The sequence below is a fragment of the Leucobacter chironomi DSM 19883 genome, from assembly GCF_000421845.1.
GTDB lineage: Bacteria > Actinomycetota > Actinomycetes > Actinomycetales > Microbacteriaceae > Leucobacter > Leucobacter chironomi.
In genome coordinates this window covers 143,760-159,911 of record NZ_ATXU01000008.1, presented here as the reverse complement: position 1 = coordinate 159,911, position 16,152 = coordinate 143,760, and the positions used below count along the sequence as shown (strand labels likewise).

General features: G+C 72.3%; 15 protein-coding genes. 10 read left to right on the top strand and 5 right to left on the bottom strand.

Annotation, left to right across the window (positions count from 1 at the left end; translation table 11 throughout):
- Positions 1-51: 51 nt before the first annotated feature.
- A complete protein-coding gene (locus tag H629_RS0110510) occupies positions 52-2,166 on the bottom strand; it encodes a RecQ family ATP-dependent DNA helicase (RefSeq protein ID WP_024357219.1) in 2,115 nt (704 codons plus the stop codon).
- Positions 2,167-2,389: 223 nt separating this feature from the next.
- On the opposite strand from H629_RS0110510, the gene rplS reads away from it, so the two are divergent.
- The 7 genes from rplS to H629_RS0110475 all read left to right on the top strand — a co-directional run bounded on the left by rplS (position 2,390) and on the right by H629_RS0110475 (position 9,973).
- Positions 2,390-2,737, top strand: a complete 348-nt coding sequence (rplS, locus tag H629_RS0110505; protein WP_024357218.1) for a 50S ribosomal protein L19 — start codon at positions 2,390-2,392, stop codon at positions 2,735-2,737.
- 116 nt (positions 2,738-2,853) lie between these two features.
- The gene (lepB, locus tag H629_RS0110500; protein ID WP_024357217.1) at positions 2,854-3,567 is read left to right on the top strand and encodes a signal peptidase I; all 714 of its coding nucleotides are present in this window, start codon (positions 2,854-2,856) and stop codon (positions 3,565-3,567) included.
- Between the two features lie 20 nt (positions 3,568-3,587).
- Positions 3,588-4,283 (top strand): ribonuclease HII, encoded by a 696-nt coding sequence (locus tag H629_RS0110495; RefSeq protein WP_084705399.1) that lies wholly within the window; start codon positions 3,588-3,590, stop codon positions 4,281-4,283.
- Between the two features lie 122 nt (positions 4,284-4,405).
- Positions 4,406-5,245 carry a glutamate racemase gene (gene murI, locus H629_RS0110490; RefSeq protein WP_024357215.1) on the top strand — a complete coding sequence of 280 codons (840 nt, stop codon included), beginning with the start codon at positions 4,406-4,408 and terminating at the stop codon, positions 5,243-5,245.
- A gap of 102 nt (positions 5,246-5,347) precedes the next feature.
- Positions 5,348-6,103 (top strand): ribonuclease PH, encoded by a 756-nt coding sequence (rph, locus tag H629_RS0110485; RefSeq protein WP_024357214.1) that lies wholly within the window; start codon positions 5,348-5,350, stop codon positions 6,101-6,103.
- A 2-nt stretch (positions 6,104-6,105) separates the two neighbouring features.
- The gene (locus H629_RS0110480; protein WP_024357213.1) at positions 6,106-6,732 is read left to right on the top strand and encodes a non-canonical purine NTP pyrophosphatase; all 627 of its coding nucleotides are present in this window, start codon (positions 6,106-6,108) and stop codon (positions 6,730-6,732) included.
- 190 nt (positions 6,733-6,922) lie between these two features.
- A complete protein-coding gene (locus H629_RS0110475; RefSeq protein WP_024357212.1) occupies positions 6,923-9,973 on the top strand; it encodes an aminotransferase in 3,051 nt (1,016 codons plus the stop codon).
- A gap of 62 nt (positions 9,974-10,035) precedes the next feature.
- Here H629_RS0110475 and mgtE read toward each other — a convergent pair whose 3' ends face one another.
- The 4 genes from mgtE to H629_RS15395 form a co-directional block, all read right to left on the bottom strand.
- On the bottom strand, positions 10,036-11,394 hold the full coding sequence (gene mgtE / locus H629_RS0110470) for a magnesium transporter (protein WP_024357211.1): 1,359 nt from the start codon (positions 11,392-11,394) through the stop codon (positions 10,036-10,038).
- A gap of 331 nt (positions 11,395-11,725) precedes the next feature.
- Positions 11,726-12,358, bottom strand: coding sequence for a LysE family translocator (locus H629_RS0110465; protein ID WP_024357210.1), 633 nt, complete (start codon positions 12,356-12,358; stop codon positions 11,726-11,728).
- Complete coding sequence (locus tag H629_RS0110460) at positions 12,355-13,104, bottom strand: class I SAM-dependent methyltransferase (protein ID WP_024357209.1); 750 nt, start codon at positions 13,102-13,104, stop codon at positions 12,355-12,357. The genes H629_RS0110465 and H629_RS0110460 overlap by 4 nt, the downstream gene beginning before the upstream one ends.
- A gap of 59 nt (positions 13,105-13,163) precedes the next feature.
- A complete protein-coding gene (locus H629_RS15395; RefSeq protein WP_024357208.1) occupies positions 13,164-13,598 on the bottom strand; it encodes a DUF1801 domain-containing protein in 435 nt (144 codons plus the stop codon).
- Positions 13,599-13,704: 106 nt separating this feature from the next.
- Here H629_RS15395 and H629_RS0110450 point away from each other — a divergent pair, with 106 nt between their 5' ends.
- The 3 genes from H629_RS0110450 to H629_RS0110440 are packed head-to-tail and all read left to right on the top strand — an operon-like array spanning position 13,705 to position 16,100.
- Positions 13,705-14,817, top strand: a complete 1,113-nt coding sequence (locus H629_RS0110450) for a DNA alkylation repair protein (RefSeq protein WP_024357207.1) — start codon at positions 13,705-13,707, stop codon at positions 14,815-14,817.
- Between the two features lie 45 nt (positions 14,818-14,862).
- Positions 14,863-15,108 carry a hypothetical protein gene (locus H629_RS0110445; protein ID WP_024357206.1) on the top strand — a complete coding sequence of 82 codons (246 nt, stop codon included), beginning with the start codon at positions 14,863-14,865 and terminating at the stop codon, positions 15,106-15,108.
- On the top strand, positions 15,105-16,100 hold the full coding sequence (locus H629_RS0110440; RefSeq protein ID WP_024357205.1) for an SRPBCC family protein: 996 nt from the start codon (positions 15,105-15,107) through the stop codon (positions 16,098-16,100). Before H629_RS0110445 ends, H629_RS0110440 begins: the two co-directional genes overlap by 4 nt.
- The last annotated feature ends 52 nt before the right edge of the window (positions 16,101-16,152 follow it).

The following is a 16,152-nucleotide window of genomic DNA, read 5'->3' as shown; positions in this document are numbered from 1 at the left end:
CCGTCTCGACTGCGGACCGTCTCGCCTGCGGGCCGCCATCTCGCCTGCGAGCTAGCCGACGCTGGCGAGGGCGAAGGGGAGCACCGCCGACGCACCCGCGTCGCGCAGCGCCCGTGCGGCGACGGTGAGGGTCCAGCGGCTGTCGACCAGGTCGTCGACGAGCAGGATCGGGCCGGACGCCTGCGCCACCGCGGCGGCGAGCTCGGCGCCCACGCTGAAGCGGTTCCACACCGATGCCAGCCTGAACGCGCTGTTGCCACCGGAGCCGAGCACGGGGATCGATGCGTCGACGTCGAGGCTGCCGAGCAGCGGCAAGCGGCCGCGTTCGGCGATCGCGGCCGCCGTGCTGGCGACCAGCTGCGGCCGGGTGAGTGACGGCATCGCGACGACGCCGACAGGCCGCGCCTCCCACGGCCAGTCGCGCAGGGTGGCGATCACGCCGTCCATCAGGCGCTCGTCGATGGGGCGGTCTCCGGCTCCGGCGGCGAAGAGCTCGCGTAGTGGCCCGCCCCACCCGAGATCGGTCAGACGGGCGACGGCCCGCCCCGCGGCGGGGCGCTGCGTCTCAGGAATGCGCCCCTTTACCGGGAGGCCGCGGCGATCCGCGCCGGTCGGCCAGGTGCTGCGCGGGTCGATCGGCACGCCCACGCGCTGCAGCTGGCCCGAGGCCTGCTCCGCCACTCGCGCCGGAACCTCGGTGGGGTACCACGCCCCCGCGCAGACGTCGCACCGGCCGCAGGGCGCCGCGCTCGGGTCGTCGAGGTCGTGCTGCAGCAGCTCCATGCGGCAGCGGTCGCCTCGTTCGTAGTCGAGCATCGACCGCTGCTCGGCGTCGCGGGCGGTCGCGATGCGCGCGTAGCGCTCCGCGTCGTAGTGCCAGGGCGCGCCGGTGGAGACCCATCCTCCCGAGACCCGCCGCACGGCGCCGTCCACGTCGAGCACCTTGAGCAGCAGCTCCAGCGGACTGCGCCGGATATCGACCCGCGCCTCCAGTGCCGGGGTCGAGAGCGGCGGGGAGCCGGGCTCGCCGAGGGCGGCGAGCACGGCGGTCGCGCGTTCGGGGTCGGGCATCGACGCGGTGGCGAAGTACCGCCAGATCGCGGCGTCCTCTGAGCCCGGCAGCAGCAGCACATCGGCATTCGCCGCGCCGCGGCCCGCGCGGCCGACCTGCTGGTAGTAGGCGACGGGGGAGGAGGGTGCGCCGAGGTGCACGACGAAGCCCAGGTCGGGCTTGTCGAACCCCATGCCCAGAGCGCTCGTGGCGATGAGCGCCTTCACCTCGTTCGCCTTGAGGGCGGTTTCGAGGCGCTCGCGCTCCTCTGGGTCGGTGCGGCCCGTGTAGGCGGCCACCCGGTACCCCGCGTCGTGCAGCAGCCGGGCGGTGTCCTCGGCGGCCGAGACCGTGAGGGCGTAGACGATGCCGCTGCCCGGCAGATCGCCCAGGTGCGCGACGAGCCAGGCGAGCCGTTCGCGGGGCGTGGGCAGAGACAGGCAGCCCAGTCGCAGCGAGTCGCGGGCCAGCGAGCCCCGCAGCGTCAGCACGTCGTGCCCCAGCTGATCCACCACGTCGTCGACCACGCGGGCGTTCGCCGTCGCCGTCGTGGCGAGCACCGGCACGTCGCGGTCGAGACCGGCCAGGAGCCCCGCGATGCGACGGTAGTCGGGGCGGAAGTCGTGCCCCCAGTCGGAGATGCAGTGCGCCTCGTCGATCACGAGCAGGCCCATGCGTGCGAGCAGCCCCGGCAGATGCTGCGCCCGGAAGCTCGGATTGTTCAGGCGCTCGGGGGAGACGAGCAGCACGTCGATCTCGTCGTCGGCGAGCCCGCGCTCGATGCGGTCCCACTCGTCGATCGTCGCCGAGTTGATCGCGGCCGCCCGCACACCCGCGCGCTCGGCCGCCGCGACCTGGTCGCGCATCAGGGCGAGCAGCGGGGAGACGAGCAGCGTGGGCCCGGCGCCCCGCGCGCGCAGCAGCGCCGTCGCGACGAAGTAGACTGCGGACTTGCCCCAGCCGGTGCGCTGCACCACGAGCGCCCGGCGGCGTTCGGCGACGAGCGCGTGGATCGCCTCGAACTGGCCGTCGTGGAACTCTGCGTCGTGCCGGCCGGTGAGCCGGTGCAGCAGTTCGACGGCCTCGTCGCGGATGATCAGCTCCTGGGTTTCCATGCCCCGATGATGGCAGAGACCACTGACATTCCTGCCGCCCCGGCGGGTCGGCGCCCGGAATGCGCGCCGGGATCCGTGATCCGCGATCCGTGTGGCATAATAGTTCCTTGTGCCACGGTGCGGCACTGCCGCGAGGGTCCGCACACGCCGTGAGCCCAACACCTCAATACTTTCACCATTCATTCCGCGTTCCGACTTGCGGCGGGCGCAGAGAGAGATCATCATGCAGAAGCTCGACCACGTCGATGCCGCGTCGCTGAAGAGCGACATCCCCGATTTCCGCGCCGGCGACACCGTCAAGGTGCACGTCAACATCGTCGAGGGCAACCGCTCGCGTGTCCAGGTGTTCCAGGGTGTTGTGATCGCTCGCCACGGCGAGGGTGTGCGTGAGACCTTCACGGTGCGCAAGATCAGCTTCCAGGTGGGCGTGGAGCGCAAGTTCCCCGTGCACTCGCCGGCGATCGACAAGATCGAGGTCGTGACGCACGGCGACGTGCGCCGCGCCAAGCTCTACTACCTGCGCGGCCTCACCGGCAAGAAGGCCAAGATCAAGGAGAAGCGCGACCGCTGAGTCCGCTCCTTCCTGAACAGCGACCCCCGCTTCGGCGGGGGTTTCTGTGTTCTCAGGGCGTGAGTGGCAGGATGGACGAGTGCGGCCGATCGGCGGTACCGGAGAGGGAATACGAGATGAACGAAGCGGCTGGGAGGCCCCGGCGCCGCGGAAGCGGGCTGCTCGGGTTCCTCCGCGATCTCATCGTGATCCTGGTGGTCGCGTTCCTCGTCTCATTCCTGCTGAAGACCTTCCTGGTGCGCAGCTTCTACATCCCGTCGGAGTCGATGGAGCAGACGCTGCAGGTCGACGACCGCATCCTGGTGAACCAGCTGGTGCCCGATGTGGTGGGAGTGAACCGCGGCGACATCGTGGTCTTCAAGGATCCGGGGGGCTGGCTGCTGCCGCGCGGCACCGAACCGCCCCAGGGCTTCGAGAAGGTGCTGCAGGCCATCGGCCTCGCCGCCGACACGAGCAACGAGTACGTGGTGAAGCGCGTGATCGGCATCGGCGGCGATCGGGTGCAGTGCTGCGACGCCGACGGCCGGGTGATGGTGAACGGCGTTCCCATCGACGAGCCCTACATCGTGATCCCGCCCGGCGAGGGCGGGCGCGCATCGAAGATCGACTTCGACGTCACCGTGCCCGAGGGTTCGGTGTGGGTCATGGGCGACAACCGCTACCAGAGCAAGGACTCCCGCTACAACCAGGATCAGCCGGGGCGCGGCTTCGTGCCCGAGAGCGAGATCGTGGGCCGGGCGTTCGTGCTCAACTGGCCGCTCAACCGGTTCACCTGGCTGGGCACGCCCGAGGGCACGTTCACCGGCGTCGAGCAGGCTCGCGAGCAGTGACCGCGGAACCCGCCGAGGCGGTGTCGCCGGATCCGCCGCTCGATGCGACGGCCGTTGCGGAGACTGTCAAGGTCGCGCCGCCGAAGGATCCCACGCTCGACGTCGAGTCGGCCTGCTTCGACGAGGGCTTCGATCTCGTGATCGGGGTCGACGAGGTGGGCCGCGGCGCCGTGGCTGGACCGGTCGCGGTGGGCGTGCACGCGGTGCTGCGGGGCACGCGCGAGTTCCCGGAGGGGCTGCGCGATTCCAAGCTGTTGAGCGAGAAGCGACGCGAGGCGATCGCCCCGGCGGTGCGTCTTTGGGGCGCGGGCGCGGTCGGGTTCGCGAGCGCCGAGGAGATCGACGCGCACGGGATCGGTGCGATGCTCGGCGAGGCCGCGCGGCGGGCGCTGCTCGAGCTGCACGCGGCGGGTGTCGCGGTCGAACGCGCGCTGATCCTGCTCGACGGCTCCCACGACTGGCTCACCCCGGCGCTGCGCAATCCGCTGCGGGTGCGCACCCGGGTGGGGGCGGATCGCAGCTGCGCGTCCGTGGCGGCGGCGTCGGTGCGTGCGAAGGTCGAGCGCGACGCGCTGATGCGCGAGGCGCACGAGGCGCACCCCGAGTACGGCTGGTCGTCGAACAAGGGGTACGGTTCCCGGGCGCACTACGAGGGGATCGCAGCCCGCGGCCTCACCGGGCTGCACCGGCACACTTGGATCCGGCCGGCGTCATAGCCCGGACGCGGCGGTGCTGCGACGCTCAGGGCGTGGATCGCAGCTCATTCTGAGGAAATCGGCGAGAACCTCCGCCTGAGCTGCGATCTCCTGTCTGAGCTGCGGCGCGATAAGCTGGTGGGGTGAGTGACCGCGACATTTCGCCCGATGCGCCGATCGGCGTGTTCGACTCGGGCGTCGGCGGTCTGACAGTGGCCCGGGCGATCCGGGATCAGCTGCCGCACGAGTCCATGATCTACGTCGGCGACACGCTGCGCACGCCGTACGGCCCGCGCCCCATCGCCGAGGTGCGCCGCTTCGCGCTCGAGATCCTCGACGACCTGGTGGCCCAGGGCGTGAAGATGCTGGTGATCGCCTGCAACACGGCTTCGGCTGCGGTGCTGCGCGATGCGCGCGAACGCTACGACGTGCCGGTGGTCGAGGTCATCGGCCCCACCGTGCGCAGTGCGGCGGCGATCACCCGCAACGGCCGTGTGGGTCTGATCGGCACGCAGGGCACGATCCAGTCGCGCGTCTACGACGACCTGTTCGCCATGCGGCCCGAGATCGAACTCACCGCCGCGGCCTGCCCGCGCTTCGTGGAACTGGTCGAGGCGGGGCTGACGAGCGGACCCGAAGTGCACGCCGTCGCCGAGGAGTATCTCGCACCGCTGATCGCCGAGCGGATCGACACCCTCGTGCTCGGCTGCACCCACTACCCCTTCCTGCGGGGCGCGCTCACCCGCGTCATGGGCCCCGATGTTGCGCTCGTCTCGAGCGACATCGAGACCGCGAACGAGGTGTTCCGCGTGTTGACGGAACAGGGGCTGCTGCGGCCGCCTGCCGCGGGCGATCCGGTGGTCCGCTACGAGGCGACGGGCGACGACGCCCGAGGCTTCGTGGATCTCGCGCGCCGCATGCTCGGGATCGGGATCGACACCGTCGACCGCCTCGAAACCGGCGCCATTACGCTGCCCGGCTGACCGGGGCCGATCCGCAGGAATGTCGGTGGCTGCCGGTAGCGTACCGGCAGAGCCCACCCGCAGCGATCCTCTCGACTTGACCACCTGACCGAAGGAGACCACATGAGTGACCAGACCCGCGCCGATGGGCGCACGCCGCAGCAGCTGCGCCCGGTGACGATCGAGCGGGGCTGGAGCGCCCAGGCCGAGGGCAGCGCGCTGATCTCCTTCGGGAGCACGCGCGTGCTCTGCACCGCCTCCTTCACCCCCGGGGTGCCCCGCTGGCTCGCAGGCAAGGGCACCGGCTGGGTCACGGCCGAGTACTCGATGCTGCCGCGCTCGACGAACGAGCGCATGCAGCGCGAGTCGGTGAAGGGCAGGATCGGCGGCCGCACCCATGAGATCTCGCGGCTGATCGGCCGCAGCCTGCGCGCCGTCATCGACACTAAGGCCCTGGGCGAGAACACGATCGTGATCGACTGCGACGTGCTGCAGGCCGACGGGGGCACGCGCACGGCCTCCATCACGGGCGCCTATGTCGCGCTGGCCGATGCCATCGAGTGGGCGCGCGAGCAGGGGCACATCGCCCGGAAGGCGCAGCCGCTGCGCGACAGCGTCGCCGCAGTGTCGGTCGGCATCGTCGGCACCACTCCGATGACCGATCTCGCCTACGTCGAGGATTCGCGGGCCGAGACCGACATGAACGTGGTGGTGACCGGCTCGGGCGACTTCGTCGAGGTGCAGGGCACCGCCGAGGGCGCGCCGTTCAAGCGCGCCGAGCTCGACGCGCTGCTCGATCTGGCGCTCGCCAGCACCAGCGAGCTCGGGCAGCTGCAGCGCGCCGCGCTGGCCGGCACCGCGACGGCCGAGGGGCGATGACCATGACGCAGCAGCTGGTGCTCGCCTCCCACAACGCTCACAAGCTCGAAGAGCTGCGCCGCATCCTCGGGCCCCTGATCCCAGGCATCGAGCTCATCGGCTACGACGGCCCCGAGCCCGTCGAGAACGGCCTGAGCTTCGAGGAGAACGCGCTCATCAAGGCGCGCGCCGCAGCTGCTCACACCGGGCTGCCGGCCATCGCCGACGACTCGGGCATCGCCGTCGACGTGCTCGGCGGGTGCCCCGGCATCTTCTCGGCGCGCTGGGGCGGCCCCGCCCGCAGCGACACCGCCAATGTCGAGCTGCTGCTGTGGCAGCTCACCGACGTCGCCGACGAGCACCGCGCCGCGAGCTTCGTGTGCGCGGCCGCGCTCGTGGTGCCTCCCGGAGAGGGCGCGCACCTCACCGGCGGCCCGGGCGCCGGTGAGGTCTGCGAGCTCGGAGTCTGGCCGGGTCGCGTGCTGCGGCAGGCCGCCGGCGAGCACGGCTTCGGCTACGACCCGATCTTCCAGCCCGAGGGCGAGCAGCGCTCCGCCGCGGAGCTGACCGGAGCCGAGAAGGATCTGCTCTCGCATCGCACCCGCGCCTTCTCGGCGCTCGCGCCGGCGATCCGTTCGCAGCTGGGCTGAGCGGTCGCGGCCCGCCGAGCAGGCGGCGGTCAGTCGCCGATAGTCCCGCGCCGAGCGGCCCGCGCCGAGCGGCCCGCGCCGAGCGGCCCGCGCCGCGCGGCCCGCGCCGCGCCCGAAGCGACCGCGACGACAGTATCGGTCGCCGGATCGGCAGCATTCACCGATGGAATCCAATGAGGGAGGACACAACATGACCGAATCGCAGGGAGGCCTGGTTCGGCCTGAGGTGTCGGTGGCCGACGCCGCGACGATCGCGCGCGAGTGCTTCGGCATCGAAGCCGAAGCACAGGAGCTGGGCAGCAACCAGGACCGCAACTTCGTGCTCATCGCGGCCGACGGCAGCCGCAGCGTGCTGCGCGTCGACAATCCGGTGTTCAGCGACGCCGAGCGCGATGCCCAGCACGCGGCGCTCGACGCCTACCGCGCCGCCGGGGTGCCGGTCGCCTCGGTGCTGCCGGGCCTCGACGGCTCCCTCACCCAGCGCTGGCGCGGCTTCGCCGTGCGTCGCAGCGAGTTCGCGGAGGGCGAGCCGATCGTCGACGCAGGCTACCTCGCGCCCGTCGTGCTTGAGCAGTTCGGCGCCCTCGCCGCGGCCTCAGCGAACGCGCTCGCCGGCCTCTCCCATCCCGGTCTCGACCGCGATCACATGTGGGTCATGGCCGCCGCCCACACGCAGACGGTGGCGCTGGCCCCCGCCATCGCTGACGAGGAGCTGCGGGAGCGGGTGCTCGCGGCGGCCGAATCGGCCCGGCGCGCCCTCGACCTCGTCGCCGGGGCGCTGCCGGTCCAGGCGATCCACGGCGACCTCACCGATGACAACGTGACGGGCCTGCGCGGCGCCGACGGCCGACTGCGCCCGCACGTCGTGCTCGACCTCGGCGACCTCGCCTACGGCTGGCGCGTCTCCGAGCTCGCCGTCACCGCGAGTTCGATGCTGCACCACGAACCGGAGCGACCGCTGCGCGTGCTCGACACGATCGCGGCGTTCCACCGGTCAGCCCCGCTCTCGGCCGCCGAGGCGCGCGCGGTGTGGCCGCTGCTCGTACTGCGCGCGGCCGTGCTCGTGGCGAGCGGATGGCGTCAGCTCGAGATCGACGGCGGCAACGACTACGCCCGTGAGCGCATCGCGGGGGAGCAGGCGATCTTCGACGCCGCGACCGCGGTGCCGCTCGCGGAGGCGACCGAGCAGGTGCTCGCCCGCCTCGGATTCCAGGGCGTCGCGCACGGCGAGGGGCTGCAACTGCTCGCGACGCCGCGCGGGGCAGCAGCGCCTCGCGGGGCAGGGGCGGCGGATCCGCAGGCCGATCCTCACCCCGTCTCCTCGCTGCTGGCGGGATTCGCCGGCGAGGTCGAGGTGCTCGATCCGGGCGTCGAGAGCGAGGCGCTCGACGCCGGCAAGTGGTTGGCGTCCGATGCCGAGCGGAGGCTGATCGAGACCGCGCTGAGCGGCGGGGCCGACGCCGCCGTGCTGCCCTACGGGGTCTACCGGCTCACCCGCACCGTCATCGACGCCGTCGACGCGGCCGAGACCTGGCCGATCGGCACCGAGGTGTGGGTGGCCGGCGGCGACGCGCACGAGGTAACCGCACCGCTCGGGGGCACCGTGGCGGCGGCCACCGAGCGCGGGCTGCTGCTCGAACTGCCGCACGGCTGGTATCTGTCGATCGACGGCGCCCCCGCCGCGGTCCAGGTCGGGGCCGAGGTGGCCGCGGGCGACCGAGTAGCCGCCCTCGCCGCGTCGACGGCGCCCCGACCGCTCACCGTGACGATCTGCCGCGGCGACGCACTCGACGGTGTCGAACCGCCGATCCTCTCGGTCGAGGTGCCCGAGGCTGGGCGCGCCCAGCTCATCGCCCCCGATCGGGTGCCGGCCTGGTCACGGTTCACGCACGACCCGGCGGTGCTGCTCGGACTCGAATCGCGGGTGCAGCGAGACGAGGCGGGCGACGAGCAGGCCCGACGCGAGCAGATCTTCGCGAGCGCGCAGGAACGCTACTACCAGCGCCCCATGCAGATCGAGCGCGGCTGGCGCCACCACCTCGTCGACACCACCGGTCGCAGCTACATCGACATGGTCAACAACGTGACCGGGCTCGGGCACGGGCACCCCGGCGTCGCCGACGCGGTGAACCGGCAGATCCGCATCCTCAACACGAACTCCCGCTTCCTCTACCGCGAGCTGGCCGAGTACAGCGAGCGGCTGCTCGCGCTGCTGCCCGAAGGCTCGGGGCTCGACACCGTGCTGCTCGTGAACTCGGGATCAGAAGCCGTCGACCTGGCGCTGCGGCTCGCGCAGGCCGCCACCGGCCGCAAGACCGTGGTCGCGCTGCGCGAGGCGTACCACGGCTGGACCATGGCCTCCGACGCGGTCACCACGAGCGCCTACGACAACCCCTACGCGCTCGAGAACCGGCCCGACTGGATCCACGTCGCCGATGTGCCCAACCGCTTCCGGGGCACGCACCGCGGCGAGGCGGGCGACGCGAGCGTCGGCGCGCGCTACGCCGCCGATCTCGGCGCCGATCTCGACGCCCTCGCGTCGTCCGGCCGCGGCGTCGCCGCCTTCATCTGCGAGTCGGTGCTCGGCAACGCCGGAGGTGTGCTGCTGCCCGACGGCTACCTGGCCGATGCGTATGCGCGGGTGCGGGCCGCGGGCGGCCTCTGCATCGCCGACGAGGTGCAGGTCGGGTTCGGCCGCATGGGTTCCAGCTTCTGGGGCTTCGAGCAGTCGGGCACCGTGCCCGACCTCATCACCATCGCGAAGCCGATGGGCAACGGCTTCCCGATCGGCGGCGTCATCACCTCGAAGCGCATCGCCGACGCGCTCGCCACGCAGGGCCAGTTCTTCTCGTCGGCGGGCGGCAACCCGCTTAGCTGCCGTGTCGGGCTCGCGGTGCTCGACGCGATGCAGCACGAGGGGTTGCAGCAGAATGCCCATGAGATCGGCCGCCGCCTCGCCGACGGCTTCCGCGCGCTCGCCGAGCGCCACGGGATCATCGGCCCGGTGCACGGCGAGGGGCTGTACCTCGGCGTCGAGCTGGTGCGGAATCGCGCCACGATGGAGCCCGCCACAGAGGAGGCCGCCGCGATCTGCGAGCGGCTGCGCGAGCTCGGGGTGATCGTGCTCACCACCTCGGAGCGCTCGAACGTGCTCAAGGTGAAGCCGCCGCTCTGCCTCACCGCCGAGAGCGCCGACTTCGTGGTGGCGCAGCTCGACCGCGTGCTCGGCACGGGCTGGTGAGCCCGGCCGGCCGGAGGCTCCGCCGTTGCGGATGCCTCCGGCCGCGCATCACCGGCCGCGCATCACAGGTGCAGAATCGCCTTCGCGATCATGAAGTAGACGATCAGCCCGGTCGCGTCGACGAAGGTCGAGATGAACGGGTTGGAGAAGACCGCGGGGTCGACGCGCACGGCTCGTGCGAGCAGCGGCATGCAGCCGCCGACGGCGGCGGCCACCGTGCACACGCTGAGCAGGGTGAGCCCGATCACCGCGCCGATCTGCGGCGAGTAGACGAGGCTCGCGATCGCGAATCCGAGGCCGCCGAGCAGCAGCCCGAGCATCGCACCGGTGCGCAGCTCGCGGGAGAGCACCCGCACGAGATCCTTCGGGCGCACGTCTCCGAGCGCCAGGGCGCGGGTCAACGTGGTGGCGGCCTGGTTGCCGGTGTTGCCGCCGGTGCCGATGAGCAGCGGCACGAACAGCGCGAGCACGGTCACCTGTTCGAGGGTCGACTCGAACACCGAGAGCACCTGCACGGTGAGGGTCGCCCCGACCGCGAGCACCAGCAGCCACACCACACGGGATCGCACGATCGAGCGCACCGGCGTCGAGAGGTAGGGGCGCCGCAGCGGCTCGGTGCCGCCCTGCCTGGCGGTGTCCTCGCTCTCCTCCCGCTCGAGCACGCGCACGGCGTCGTCGATCGTGAGCATGCCGACGAGCCGCTGCTCGCTGTCGACGATCGGCAGTGCGAGCAGGGCGAGGTCGGCGCAGCGCCGTGCCGCGCCCTCCGCCGGCTCGACGGCGCCGGCGGTGTGCGCCGGCTGCATGAGCTGCTCGACGGGAGCGGCCGGTGCGGCGCCGAGCAGGTCCCGAAGGCTGACGACTCCGACCACGCGGCGACCGTCGTCGAGCACGGGAATCGTGTACACGGTTTCGGCGGTGCCGAGGCCGGCGCGCACGCGCGCGATCGACTGCTCGACGGTGAGGCCGGCGCGGGTCGACACGCACTCGGTGGTCATCCGGCGGCCCGCACTGCCCTGCGGATAACCGAGGATCGTGGCGGTGACGAGACGCTCCTGCTCGGGCAGGCCTCGCAGCAGCCGTGTCGCGAGCGACGCGGGCAGCTCTTCGAGCAGCCAGGCCCGGTCGTCGGGGTCGAGTTCGGCGAACAGGTGCGCGACCTCCGCGTCGTGCAGGCCCGCGAACAGGTCGCTCTGCAGTTCCGGGTCGAGCGTTTCGAAGACCTGCAGCGCCCGCTCCTTGCCGAGGAGCCGGAACACGACGGCTCGTCGGCGCAGGCTGAGTCGGTCGAAGAGGGGGACGAGGTCCGCGGGCGCGAGCGGCGCCAGGGTCTCGGTCAGCGCGTGCAGATCGCGGGCGGCGAGCTGCTGCTCGATGGTGTCCATGAGTGCGTCGAAGACGGGAACGCTCTGGGCGGCCATACTGGCTCCTTCGAGGAGGCGCGCGCCGGGGGCGTGCGCGGTGCGGCGCACCGCGGGCCCTCGGGTCGCGCGGCGCAGGGAGAAGTGCGCCGGACCGCGGGCCGCCGTCGACTAGTCGAGGCGAGCAGCAGGGGCGAGCACGGAGCCCGGCTGGTGACTGCAACTGTCACTGGACATCGGGGCTCACCTCGCTTGGGTCGTGATTGCGGATCGACGGCTTCGCCGTTCGGCGGCTCGGAGGATCCGCAGCGACCCTAACAGGATCGCGCGGCGGCGACAAGTCGGGCCGAGCCGCACCGGTGGGGATCCCGGGGCTCGAACTCGCGGCCCGTCAGGGGAGGAGGGCGAGCACCGCCTCGGTGAGGATCGCGAGGGCGATCACCACGAAGAGCGCGCCCGCGACGACGTCGAACCACGGCGCTGCGCGACCGAACCAGCGGCGGAACGCGGCCGCCGACGATGCGAGCGCGATCCCGACGAACCAGATCACCCCGCTGCCGACCATGGCGCCGATGATTGCGAGTCGCGTGCCCCAGTCCGCCTCGCCGGGCAGAAACTGGGCGAGCAGCGCCGTGAAGAAGACGAGCGCCTTCGGGTTGGCGAGGTTGGTGGTGAACCCCAGCAGCCAAGGCCGCGCCACCGCTCCGGCGCCGCGATCCGCCGACCCGTCGCGCAGTTGCGCGATCCCTCCTCGCACGCTCTGCGCGCCGAGGAGGCCGAGCACCAGCGCCCCCGCGATCTGCATGACCGGCAGCACGCCCGGCAGCGCTTGGAAGAGCGCGGCGAGGCCCAGCACCGACACCACGATCCACAGCAGATTGCCGCTCATGATGCCGAGCGCAGCGAGCACAGAGGCGCGCCGCTGCCGCACACCGAGGCGCAGCAGCAGGAAGACATCGGGTCCGGGAAGCGCGAGCGCGGCGAACCAGGCCAGGAGCAGCCCGCCCCAGCCCGCCGCGGTCATCGGCGGGCCTCGATGAGATGCCGGGTCGAATGCGCGACGAACGGCGTCCCCGCGCGCATCTGGGCGTCGAGCTCGACGAGCACGGGCCGGTACCGTTCGACCGAGAAGTCGGGCACCCACCAGACGCACTTCCGCAGCACCCAGATCACCGCCCCGATGTCGAAGAACTCCATGCGGCACCTCGCGGTGCGCAGCTCGACGACCTCGAGTCCTGCCGCGCGCGCCGCGCGGGTCTCCTGCTGCGGATCGCGCCGCCGCCGCTGCACGGGCAGCGGACCGAGGAAGCGTTCGATGAGTTCGAATGCCGAGGCGGGGCCGACGTGCTGCGCGAAGTAGCTGCCGCCCGGGCGCAGCACGCGGCGGATCTCGTGCCAGTCGGGCTCGACCGGGTGGCGCGCGGTGACGAGTTCGAAGGTCTCGTCGGCGAAGGGGAGCGGGTCGCCCGCTGCGACGCCGACCACCTCGACGCCGCGGGGCTGCAGTCGCTGCGCGGCGCGTTCGAGGTTGGGTGGCCACGACTCGGTGACCGCCATTCGGGCGGGCAGTGCGGGGGCCTCGGCCACGACTTCGCCGCCGCCGGTGTCGAGGTCGAGCGCCGAGGAGACGCGGCCCAGCCGCTCCGCGAGCCGTGCGGCGTACCCCCAGGGCGGTCGCTCCTCGGTGGCCCTGCCGTCGAGAAACCCGAACCCCCAGCCCGCGACGTCGGCCTGGATAGCCTCGGCCGTGAGCTCCTCGAATCCGCGCATCGAACCATGCTAGCGGGGGCCCGGTGCGCGGTGCCGTGCGCGGCGCCCGCCGGTGACGCTCAGTCGGTGTCGCCGAGGGACTCGCCGCGGGTTTCGGCGAGGGAGCGCTTGAGTAGTTCGCGCAGCACACCGCGGTCGACCTTCGACAGGCGGGTCAGGTAGAGGCAGGCTTTACTCGCGCGGTGCGGGCCGAGCCGTTCCAGAAGCTCGGGCCAGCGCTCGGTGAAGTCGTCGACGAGGTAGAGCGTGTGTTTCGTCGAGCCGGTCGCGAAGGCGAGTTCGGGGGCGCGCCCGCCGTGCCCGCTCTCGTAGCGGTACTCGTACTCGCCGAAGCCGATGATGCGGCCCGCCCAGACGATGGGCTCGGCGCCGCTGAGCTCTCCGTGGAGGGCCAGCAGCTCGTCAGCCTCGGCGCGGCGCGGGCCGATGACGCGGTCGAGCACGTCGGTCACGGGCGTGTCGGAGGGCGACATCGCCGGCTCTTTCGCTGCCATGAGGCTCCTCGGGATCGACGCGGCCACGCCGCGCGGCTGTGATCGCATTGTACAACTGGAGGGAGCGCCCGGGACTGCCCGCCGGGGGCCGAGAACGGAGGCCCGGATGTCGATGACCGATGAGCTGCTCGGCGGCGAGAGTGTCGGATCGCTGCTCGGCGCGCTGCAGGACGCCGCGCCCGGCCGTCGCTTCGAGGCCACGCGCGAGGCGGCCGCCGGGCTGAGCGCGCTGACGCTGAGCGCACGGGCGAGGAGCCTCGCCGATGCGATCCTGCGCGACGTGCCGGGGGATCACGCCGAACTCGCCCGGGTGGTGCGGGCGGCGACCCGGGGGAGCGGCTTCGAGGGCTGGGCGCTCTGGCCGGTGGGCCTCGCCTCCGCTCGGCGCGCGGTCGCCGAGGGCACCGTGTCGGCGCTCGACGACTCGCTCGAGGTGCTGCGGGAGCTGACGAAGCGCTTCACCTCTGAGTTCGCGATCCGGCCGCTGCTGCTGCACGATCTCGATCGCGGGCTCGACCGCATGGCGTCGTGGACGGCGGATCCCGACTGGCGGGTGCGCCGCCTCGCGACTGAGGGCAGCCGCCCGCTGCTGCCGTGGGCTGAGCGCCTACCCGCCCTCGTCGCCGATCCGTCGCCGACGAGGGCGAGCCTCGACGCCCTCCACGACGATGCCGAGGAGAGCGTGCGCCGCTCCGTCTCGAACCACGTCAATGATCACAGTCGCGGACACGCCGGGTTCGCGGTCGAGGTCGTGCGGGGGTGGCAGGTCAGGGGCGGTGCGCACCTCGGCCAGGTGTCGCGCCATGCGCTGCGCACGCTCGTGAAGCGCGGGGATCCCGCCGCTCTCGAACTGCTGGGGTTTCCGCCGGCGCTCGTGTCGGTGTCGCCCCTCGTAGTGTCGCCGGGACGCGTCGAGGTCGGCGGGGCGGTGGAGTTCGGTGCGGTGGTCGAGAACCTCGGCGCCGAGTCGGCGCCTCTCGTGATCGACTACGTGCTCCTCTTCCCGGGGGCTCGCGGCGAGGAGCGCTCGAAGGTCTTCAAGATCGCGCAGCGCACGCTCGCGCCGGGAGAGCGCACGCAGGTGCGTGCATCGCACTCGTTCAGGCCCATCACGACGCGCCGCTACTATTCGGGGCGCTACGGCGTGGCGCTGCAGGTCAACGGAGTGCCGCACCCGCGCACCGACTTCGAACTGGGAGAGGCCGATCGGGGCCTGTGAGCAACCTTGGTTGACGAGGCGGGTTTGGCAATGTAGGTTGACAGCATGGAATCGCTGCACGTCGCCGAAGCCGCCGCCGATACTCGCGACCCTCGCACGGGCCTGCGCGCGATCGCCTCGCTGCGCATCCTGACCGAGCGACTCGAGCTCGCGCAGGTCGAAGCCGGCCTCCGCGCCGGCATGAGCTGGCAGGATATCGCCGCCGCGCTCGGAGTATCCCGCCAGGCGGTGCACAAGAAGTACGCCAAGCGGATCGACCCGTCGATCCCCGTCCCGAGGAGGACCCGGTGAGCAGACTCACGACCGCCGCCGCCACGAGCCACACGCTCTCGCTCGCCGCGATGGAGGAGGCGTCCCGCACAGGGGAGCGCACCGCCGGCGTCGACCACCTGTTCCTCGCACTCGTCGTGAGCGAGCAGCCCGCAGGCCAAGTGCTGCGGAGCCTCGGGATCACGCTCGACGCCGCGCGCGAGGCCGTCGCCGCGCAGCACACCGCCCAACTCGCCTCGCTCGGCGTCACCGCCTCGGTGCCGGTGCCCGGTCGCATCACTTTCCATGAGACCGGCGACTACCGCTGGGGAGAACGGGCGCTCGAGATCATCACACGCGCATCGGAGGGGTCGCGCCTCGGCGACGCCGCGGCCGTGCTGCGCGAGCTGCTCGCCGAGCCGAGCGGCTTCGTCGGGGCGGTGCTGCACCGTCTCGGAACCGACCCCGACGAGGTGCGCGCACGGCTCGACGAGGCCGAGCGCCTGCCCGCGCAATTCCTGCCCGGGTTCGCCGCTGCCGCACTCGCCGGCTCGGCCGAGAGCTTCGTGCCCGCCCTGCCCGAGCGGGTCTGGGAAATGCTCGACGACCCCGCCCGCTTCCCGGAGTGGGAGCCCAGCACGGGGAGCGTCGACGATTTCCCGTCGCAGGCGCGCGTCGGCTCGACCTGGCGGGGGCGCGCCCGCACGGAGCGCCCCGACGGGAAACCGCTGCGCGTGAAGCCCGAGTACCGCGCCTCGCTGGTGGAGATCACCGCCCGTGAGCCGCAGCACCTCATCGAGTGGCGCTTCGCCTGGCCAGATGCGCCGGGAAGCAACACGAAGCGGATCCGCATCGAGCTCGAACCGGCCGCCGGAGGCACGCAGCTGCGCACCTCCCTCGTGTGGGAGCGGGATCCGGATCGCGGCCTGCGGCTCCGCCGGGTGTTGCGGCCGCTGCTGCGACCCGTGCACCGCTTCGCGATCTGGATGCAGCTGACGCAGCTCGGCGGCGGGATCAGCCGCGCGTTCCGCTGAGCGGCCATCGGACAGGCGGCGGGGCGGCGCCGCTCCTGCTCAGGGCGCCAGC

Excerpts from the sequence above, each read along its gene's own strand:
- H629_RS15395 (WP_024357208.1), bottom strand. The coding sequence starts at position 13,598 with ATGGCAGCGAAAGAGCCGGCGATGTCGCCCTCCGACACGCCCGTGACC.
- mgtE (WP_024357211.1), bottom strand. The coding sequence starts at position 11,394 with ATGGCCGCCCAGAGCGTTCCCGTCTTCGACGCACTCATGGACACCATC.
- H629_RS0110445 (WP_024357206.1), top strand. The coding sequence starts at position 14,863 with ATGGAATCGCTGCACGTCGCCGAAGCCGCCGCCGATACTCGCGACCCT.
- lepB (WP_024357217.1), top strand. The coding sequence starts at position 2,854 with ATGAACGAAGCGGCTGGGAGGCCCCGGCGCCGCGGAAGCGGGCTGCTC.
- H629_RS0110450 (WP_024357207.1), top strand. The coding sequence starts at position 13,705 with ATGTCGATGACCGATGAGCTGCTCGGCGGCGAGAGTGTCGGATCGCTG.
- H629_RS0110475 (WP_024357212.1), top strand. The coding sequence starts at position 6,923 with ATGACCGAATCGCAGGGAGGCCTGGTTCGGCCTGAGGTGTCGGTGGCC.
- H629_RS0110465 (WP_024357210.1), bottom strand. The coding sequence starts at position 12,358 with ATGACCGCGGCGGGCTGGGGCGGGCTGCTCCTGGCCTGGTTCGCCGCG.
- H629_RS0110480 (WP_024357213.1), top strand. The coding sequence starts at position 6,106 with ATGACGCAGCAGCTGGTGCTCGCCTCCCACAACGCTCACAAGCTCGAA.
- H629_RS0110510 (WP_024357219.1), bottom strand. The coding sequence starts at position 2,166 with ATGGAAACCCAGGAGCTGATCATCCGCGACGAGGCCGTCGAACTGCTG.
- rplS (WP_024357218.1), top strand. The coding sequence starts at position 2,390 with ATGCAGAAGCTCGACCACGTCGATGCCGCGTCGCTGAAGAGCGACATC.
- H629_RS0110460 (WP_024357209.1), bottom strand. The coding sequence starts at position 13,104 with ATGCGCGGATTCGAGGAGCTCACGGCCGAGGCTATCCAGGCCGACGTC.
- rph (WP_024357214.1), top strand. The coding sequence starts at position 5,348 with ATGAGTGACCAGACCCGCGCCGATGGGCGCACGCCGCAGCAGCTGCGC.